5 protein-coding genes and 1 pseudogene are annotated in these 8,560 nt (G+C 28.8%); all 6 read left to right on the forward strand.

The genetic code is table 11. From position 1 onward, the window contains the following. A partial coding sequence (locus N456_RS24350; RefSeq protein ID WP_158447857.1) for a hypothetical protein occupies window positions 1-194 on the forward strand: 194 nt, incomplete at its 5' end. A gap of 241 nt (window positions 195-435) precedes the next feature. Next, window positions 436-2,553 (forward strand): prolyl oligopeptidase family serine peptidase, encoded by a 2,118-nt coding sequence (locus N456_RS08460; RefSeq protein WP_158447858.1) that lies wholly within the window; start codon window positions 436-438, stop codon window positions 2,551-2,553. A gap of 65 nt (window positions 2,554-2,618) precedes the next feature. Further along, window positions 2,619-4,289, forward strand: coding sequence for a S8 family serine peptidase (locus tag N456_RS08465; protein WP_062055909.1), 1,671 nt, complete (start codon window positions 2,619-2,621; stop codon window positions 4,287-4,289). A 73-nt stretch (window positions 4,290-4,362) separates the two neighbouring features. Continuing rightward, entirely contained in the window at window positions 4,363-6,519 is a 2,157-nt protein-coding gene (locus N456_RS08470; protein ID WP_062055912.1) for a prolyl oligopeptidase family serine peptidase, read from the forward strand. 65 nt (window positions 6,520-6,584) lie between these two features. Beyond that, complete coding sequence (locus N456_RS08475) at window positions 6,585-8,237, forward strand: S8 family peptidase (RefSeq protein ID WP_062055914.1); 1,653 nt, start codon at window positions 6,585-6,587, stop codon at window positions 8,235-8,237. A 45-nt stretch (window positions 8,238-8,282) separates the two neighbouring features. After that, window positions 8,283-8,560: pseudogene (locus N456_RS08480) on the forward strand (hypothetical protein); the annotation flags it as partial.

Consider the following 8,560-nt stretch of genomic DNA (forward strand, 5'->3'; position numbering starts at 1 on the left):
GGGATCCTGCAAAATTTGTTGCCAGATTACAGGCGTATAATGCCTCGGATAATCCTATTCTATTCGGAGTAAGTTTTGAGGATGGTCATGGAGGAATGAATAATAGTAAGTTAGAACGATATGGTAAATATGCAGATGTATTTGCTTTTGCCTTATGGCAAACAGGTCATCCTGAGTATAAGTTAAAGGAGTAGCATAGTTTATATAAGTAAATTTCTCTGAAGTAAACCCGCGGAACATTTTATGAAAACACGTTTTCAAACTTTAAGCATTTACTAACGAGGCAAGCCTCGAGGTATTAAACCCTCTTAGAATAAAGTTTTAACATTGGGATACAAATGCAGTAAAACTGCATTTGTATTTTTTAGTTTATTATATATGAAAAAAGGTGTCTTTTATTTGTTGATTTTAGTTTTGAGTTGTAAAAAAGAAGTTGTGGATCAAGAAGTTTTATATTTTCCAGAAACAAATGCAGTAGATAAATATTTTGGGAAAAAAATTAGTGATCCATATAGACTTATGGAAAATGAAAAAGATAGTTTAGTTATTGGATGGTATAAAAATCAAAATACAATTTCTAACAATATTCTAAATACAATTTCTTCACATAATTCATTATTCGATGAATTAAATTCAAAAAATCAAAACGATACTTACTTAATTAAAAAGGTTAAAGTAACTAATAATGACCGTTACTTTTATTTAAAAAAAACAGGAAAGGATACTAATTACAAACTTTATTATAAAAAAGGATTCAAAGGAAAAGAAGACCTTCTTTTTGATCCCAAAACGTTTAACAAGGAGGATGATTCTTACTTAATCAATTATATTCAGCCAAATTGGGAAGGATCTAAAATTGTGATTAGCCTTACTAATGAGGGCAAAGAAATTTCAGAAATAATAATTTTAGATACTCAAAGTAAAAAAATAGATCCAGAAATTATAAAAAATTGTTGGCCTTCTGCTCTTGGAGGTGTTAGATGGTTATCAGATAACTCTGGTTTTTTCTATGAACATATACCAGTTATAGATCGTACCGCAGAAAAATATCTTTTAAATGTTGAAACTGTGCTATATGAACTAGGGAAAGATCCCAAGAAATTAAATGTCTATTTTTCAAGAAAAAACAATCCGGAAATAAGTTTTAAGCAAGAAGATTTCCCAGAGGTTATCATAAAAAATCAACATGACGAATACATCTTTAGTAATGTTTCAGGAGCTAGTCCTTTTTATGATTATTATTACACCTCTATAGGCTCCTTAAAAGAGAAAAAACCAGTATGGAAAACTCTTTTCAAAAAAGAGGATTTAATAAAAAGATTTTTTGTAGATGGAGATACTATGATTTACCTTTCTGCTAAAGGAGCATCGAATTTTAAAATTTGTAAGACATCTCTTAAAAATCCTAATATAGATAATCCTAAGATACTGATTGAAGAAGATTCATTGGCTACTATTACTGATATAACCTTAACAAAACAAGGTTTATTTTTTGTAAAAACTCGCAATGGAGTTGAAGCAAAATTATATCATTTAAAAGAAGGTAAAATAAAAAATATTTCTATTCCAAAACCATCAGGATATATTAATGTGTTATCAAAAAATGCTAATTATAATGATTTGTGGATTGAGATAGAAGGTTGGGCTTCAAAAAGAGAACGATATCGTTATGATTATGCGACCAACTCTTTTGAAAAAGAACCGCTGAATAATTTCCAAGAAAACACTAGTTTAGAAAATATAGTAATAAAAGAAGAAGAAATTACTTCTCATGATGGAGAAAAAGTACCATTATCAATTATTTATTCTAAAGGAATTGAATTAAATGGAAAAAATAGAGTTCTAATGACAGGTTATGGTGCTTATGGAACAACGTTCAAGCCAAGATTAAGTAACTATATAGAACAATGGATAAAGCAAAAAGGAATATATGTTATAGCTCACGTAAGAGGAGGAGGTGAAAAAGGGAATTTATGGCATAAAGGAGGGTATAAAGAAACAAAATCTAATTCTTGGAAAGATTTTATTGCCTGTACAGAATATTTAATTTCAGAAAAATATACTTCCTCTAAGTATATTTCGGCATGGGGTGCAAGTGCAGGTGGAATTCTTATTGGAAGAGCCATTACTGAACGACCTGATTTATTTAATGTTGCTATGATAAGAGCTGGTATGATGAATCCATTGAGATCAGAAACTGCTCCAAATGGTAAGAATAATATAAAAGAATTTGGAACGGTTAAAAAAATAAATGAGTTTAAAGCTTTATTAGAAATGGATTCTTATCATAATATAAAGAATGGTGTCAAGTATCCTGCTTTATTATTAACAGCAGGGATGAATGATCCTAGAGTAACTACTTGGATACCCGGAAAATTTGCTGCTAGGCTGCAAAAAGCTACTGCTTCTGAAAAACCAGTCTTATTCTTAGTAGATTTTGAGGGAGGTCATGGGTTAAGTACTACCAAGTCTAAAAAAAATGAAGAAGTAGCCAATTTTCTGTCATTTGCCTTATGGCAAACAGGTCATCCTGAGTATCAGTTAAAAAAGTAAAAACAGTCGTAAAAGGTTTATATCTTTATAGCTTTTTTTAATGGTATATCTTTTATAATAGCATCATGCAAAAAATTATATATTTAATCATATTCCTAACTTTCTTTTTAGGTTATTCCCAAAAAGAGAAAAGCAGTATTTTAATACCTAATACCAAAAAGAATTTAAAACTAACGGATCAAGAAACTCTAAACTGGCATCATAAGGATATTATAGACGATACAATCCCTGGTATTAGTTTAGATAAAGCTTATAAAAAGATTTTAAATAAAAAAAAACTCGATAATGTTATTATTGCAATTATTGACCAACAAGTAGAAATTAATCATGAAGATTTAAAAGATCAAATATGGAATAATCCTAAAGAAATACCTGATAATAATATTGACGATGACAATAATGGCTATATTGATGATATTCATGGCTGGAATTTTTTAGGTAATTCTAAAGGAGAAAATATTATAAGAGCTAATTATGAGTTTGTTAGAGTAATAAGAAAATTTGATAGCACTTTTAAAAATAAAAGAAAGGAACATATTAGCTCAAAACAAAAAGCTAATTTTCTTATTTATAAACAGGCACAAAAATCTTATGAAAAAAAATTAAAATTTGCAAAAAAAGAGCAAGAATATGCAGACTTTTTAGTAAGAAACTATCCTAAATCAAAGAAATTATTAAAAACATTCTTTCCTCAAGAAAATTATACACTTCAACAAGTTGACAGCTTATATAAAGTTCATAAAGAAAATAGTGAACTCGGCAAATTAATATATTTCATGTATGATTATCTCAAATATAATTTATCCAAAGATTGGATTATTGAAACAAAAAAAACTGCAGATGAAAGATTATCAAAATTAATGAATTTTAAATATAATGATAGAAGTATCCTAGGAGATGATCCTAACAATTTAGCAGATAATGAATATGGGAATAATATCGTAAATAAGTATTCCAAAATTCTCTACCATGGAACAAATGTTACAGGTGTTATAGCAAGTACTAGGGATAATAACATAGGAGCTCAAGGAATCCTTAATAATTGTAAAATTATGGTTCTAAGCGTATCACCAATTGGTGATGAGAATGATAAAGATATTTCTTTAGCAATCAAATATGCTGTTGATAATGGTGCAAAAATAATAAATATGAGTTTTGGAAAAGACTTTTCTATTAATAAAAAATGGGTAAATGAAGCAATTAAATATGCTTCAGAAAAAGATGTTCTAATTGTAAGTTCTGCAGGAAACGAATCAAGAAATCTGGATAACCAAAATATATACCATGTTAATGATACGGAATATTCCACAGGAAATGAAATTTCTAATAACTTTTTACTAATTGGATCATCCACATATTCCTTAGATAAAAACCTAAAAAAATCTTCGAGTAATTATGGAAAAAGCAATGTAGATCTTTTTGCTCCAGGTCATAATATATATACAACCTCTCCTCTTGAGGAAAAATATAAATTCACAACAGGAAGTTCATACTCTTCAGCTATTGTATCTGGAATAGCGGCATTAATCAGATCTTGTTATCCAGATTTAAAAGCCTTTCAAATAAAAGAAATCCTTATGAAATCTGGTATTTCATATAATATCGATGTAGAGATGACTCTAAAAGATAATACAAAAAAAATGATTCCTTTCTCGGATCTTTCCAAATCTGGTAAAATAGTTAATGCCTATAATGCTTTATTGATGGCAGAACAGGTATCAAAGGGTACAGAATAACTATATTGTAAAAAATAGTAAATGAGTAGATTTAGCTTAGCACTAATATTATAGATACAATCATCATTAATTTATGAAATACACTCCAATACTTTTCATTCTGCTATCCTTTTGCATTGGTTGTAAAAAAAACAAAAATGTTTTAATTTCTAAAATTAAAGTAGATACAATCCATGGTCAAAATATTGAAGATCCCTATAGAAATGCTGAAAATTTAGAAGATTCTGAGGTAAAAAAATGGGTAGATCAGCAAAATAGTCTAGCAAGAGCATACCTTAAAAAAATTGGCAGAACAAATTACTTGATAGAGAAACAAAAAAAATTTGATGCAAAAAAAACCTTTACTATATCACAACTTAGTGTTACTACTAATGATTTATATTTTTATCTAAAAAGACAATCCTCAGAAAATGTTGCTAAACTTTATTATAGAAACTCTTTTGAAGGAAAAGAGGAAATGCTTTATGATCCTAAAAAATTTAAACAAGAATCGAATACCGAATATGTCATAAATTATATCCAACCTAATTGGGATGGTACCAAAATAGTAATAAGCTTAACAGAAAAAGGTAAAGAAATTTCAGAATTAATTATTGTTGATGTTGATTCTAAAAAGGTTCATTCAGAACTATTAACAAACTCATGGGCATCAGAGATAGGAGGAATAACTTGGTTGCCCGATAATTCAAGCTTTATTTATGTGCATCACCCTATTACAGATCCAAAAGATTCAGGATTCCTTAAAAACACTAAATCTGTAATCTACATCTTAGGAAATAATAAAGATAATTTTAAAGAGTTTTTTTCAAAAAAACATAATAGTGATCTAGGTATTATGGAAGAAGATTTTCCTGTAGTAAGTTTAGGAAACAAAAATGATAAGTATTTAATTGGAGAAAAATCTGGAGTAGCAGTCTATAATGATGCTTATTATTTACCTATTGATCAAATTACATCTAAAAAATGGAAGCTTCTTTTTAAAAAATCTGATCAAATAAAAGATTATATTATCAAAAATGATTCTATTTTCTATAGAACATCTAAAAATGCTCCTAATTATGAGATTAGAAAAACTTCTATAAGTAATCCTAGTTTTAATACAGCAGAAGTACTTGTTAAAGAGAAAAAAGATACTATAATTACCGATTTTAATATTACAAAAGAAGGTTTATTTTTCGTAACTAGTAAAAATGGAGTTAAAGCCAACTTGTTTAAACTAAATCATAAGACACATACTGAAATTAAATTCCCTTATGTTTTTGGAAATATCAGTCTATCAACAAAAAGCGTAGCTGATAATGAATTATATATCGAGACGAAAGGATGGTTAACACAAAATAAAAGATATGAATATCAGAAAAACAAATTGATAGAAAAGAATATGAATCGATCATATGAAGAGAACCTGTTAAAAGATATTGTTATTGAAGAATTAGAGGTTACTGCTCATGATGGACAGAAAATACCTTTATCTTTACTATATAAAAAACCTCTTGTAAAAAATAGTAATAATATTACAATGATGGAGGGTTACGGGGCTTATGGAGCTTCAATGAATCCTTCATTTTCTCTACGAAGATTATTATGGGTTATGGAGGGTGGTATATATGCTATAGCTCATGTACGAGGTGGAGGAGAAAAAGGAGATGCTTGGCATAAAGGAGGTTTTAAAACCACTAAACCTAATACTTGGAAAGATTTTATTTCTTGTGCAAAATTTTTAATTGATTATAAGTTCACTTCAAAAAATAAATTAGCAATCTGGAGTGGTAGTGCAGGTGGAATAATGATTGGTCGAGCTATCACAGAAAGACCAGACTTATTTAAATCATCAATAATAGAATTTGGTACGCTAAATCCATTACGAGCAGAATTTTCGCCTAATGGAGCAAATAATACTAAAGAATTTGGTAGCATAAAAGATGCTATAGAATTCGAAGCTCTAAAACAAATGGATGCATATCATCATATCAAAAATGGAGTGAAATATCCTGCAACTTTATTAACCGCTGGATTAAATGATCCTAGAGTACCTGCTTGGTTTTCTGTAAAGTTTGCAGCTAAAATGCAAGCTCATAATATTTCTAATAATCCCAACTTATTATTAGTAGACTCTGAGACTGGACATGGTGAAGATAATACTAAACTTAAAGAGTTTGAAAGATATGCTAATATTCTGTCATTTGCCTTATGGCAAACAGGTCATCCTGAGTATCAGTTAAAAAAGTAAAAACAGTCGTAAAAGGTTTATATCTTTATAGCTTTTTTTAATGGTATATCTTTTATAATAGCATCATGCAAAAAATTATATATTTAATCATATTCCTAACTTTCTTTTTAGGTTATTCCCAAAAAGAGAAAAGCAGTATTTTAATACCTAATACCAAAAAGAATTTAAAACTAACGGATCAAGAAACTCTAAACTGGCATCATAAGGATATTATAGACGATACAATCCCTGGTATTAGTTTAGAAAAAGCGTACAGAGAATTAATAGGTAGTAAAAAAGGGAAAGAAGTTATTATTGCAGTTATTGATACCGAAGTAGATATCTCTCATAAGGATCTAAAAGATCAGATATGGCACAATCCTAAAGAGGTCCCTGATAATAACATTGATGATGATCATAATGGATATATTGATGATATCCATGGTTGGAATTTTTTGGGTAATAATAAGGGCGAAAATGTAATTTATACTAATTATGAGTTTGTAAGAATAATTAGGGAATTTAAGACCATATTTAAAAACAAAACAATAGATGATATCCCTGATACCTTAAAAGAGGACTTTAAACAATATCAGAAAGCTTTTAAAGCTCTAGAAGAAAAATTAGCCTCAAATTATAATCGACTTAAAAGAATCAAAAACATATTAGTAGAGCATCGTCAAATTCAAAAAGAACTAAAGGAATATTTATCTACTGATAGCATTACAAAAGAACAGCTTTTAGATTTTAGACCAAATGATACAATTGTAGAAAAGCACAGAAAAAAACTTCTATATCATTTAGATAGTGGTTTTTCAGAAAAATCTATTTTAGGTTATATTAATCAGACAAAGGGAGCACTTAAACTAAGTATAAATTTAGAGTATAAAGAACGAGAAATCGTAGGAGATAACCCTAATGATATAACAGATACCAATTACGGAAACAATAATGTATCAGGCAATTTAGATAAATTATATCATGGCACATTGGTATCTGGTGTACTTGCTGCCAAAAGAAATAATACTATTGGAATCGATGGAATCATTAATGAAGCCAAAATTATGGCGCTTTGTATATCTGCTAATGGAGATGAATTAGATAAAGATATTGCATTGGCAATTCGTTATGCTGTAGATAACGGAGCTAAAATTATTAATATGAGTTCTGGAAAACAATTTTCTATTAACAGACAGTGGGTTAATAAAGCTATAGAATATGCTGCAAAAAAAGATGTTCTGTTTATTACCTCAGCAGGGAACAATAAACTTAATCTTGATGAACAAGAAAATAATTATTATCCAAATGATAATACTGATCTAGAGATAAGTAACAATTTTCTAATGGTAGGTGCTAGTACTTATACTTTAGATAAAAAATTAAGATATTATCTAACTAATTACGGAAAAAATAATGTGGATATATTTGCCCCAGGGTATAAAATATATACGACATTACCCAATAACACATATAGATATAGCCAAGGCACCTCTATGGCAACTCCAATAGTAGCTGGAGTAGCTGCATTAATACGATCTCATTACCCTAATCTAAAAGCTTATCAAATAAAAGAAATCCTTATGAAATCTGGTATTTCATATAATATCGATGTAGAGATGACTCTAAAAGATGATACAAAAAAAATGATTCCTTTCTCGGATCTTTCCAAATCTGGTAAAATAGTTAATGCCTATAATGCTTTATTGATGGCAGAACAGGTATCAAAGGGTACAGAATAACTATATTGTAAAAAAAATGTGAGTTTTTAACTAAGAATTAATTTCATGAAAAAACTCTTTCTAGTCTACCTATTCATTATAATTTCTTGCTCCAAAGAAGCCAAAAAACCGCCATTAGCGGTATCAGTAGTGGCAGTAGATACCTATCATGGTCAAAATATTGAAGATCCCTATAGAAATTTAGAAAATCTAGAGGATTCTACCGTAATTAATTGGTTAAAAGCGCAAGGAGCATATGCCTATAGTAGTCTACAAAATATAGCTAATAGACAACGAATCATTGATAAACAATTATCCTATGATACCAAAGAAGGAGTTATAAC

The organism is Aquimarina longa SW024, from assembly GCF_001401755.1.
Classification (GTDB): Bacteria; Bacteroidota; Bacteroidia; order Flavobacteriales; family Flavobacteriaceae; genus Aquimarina; species Aquimarina longa.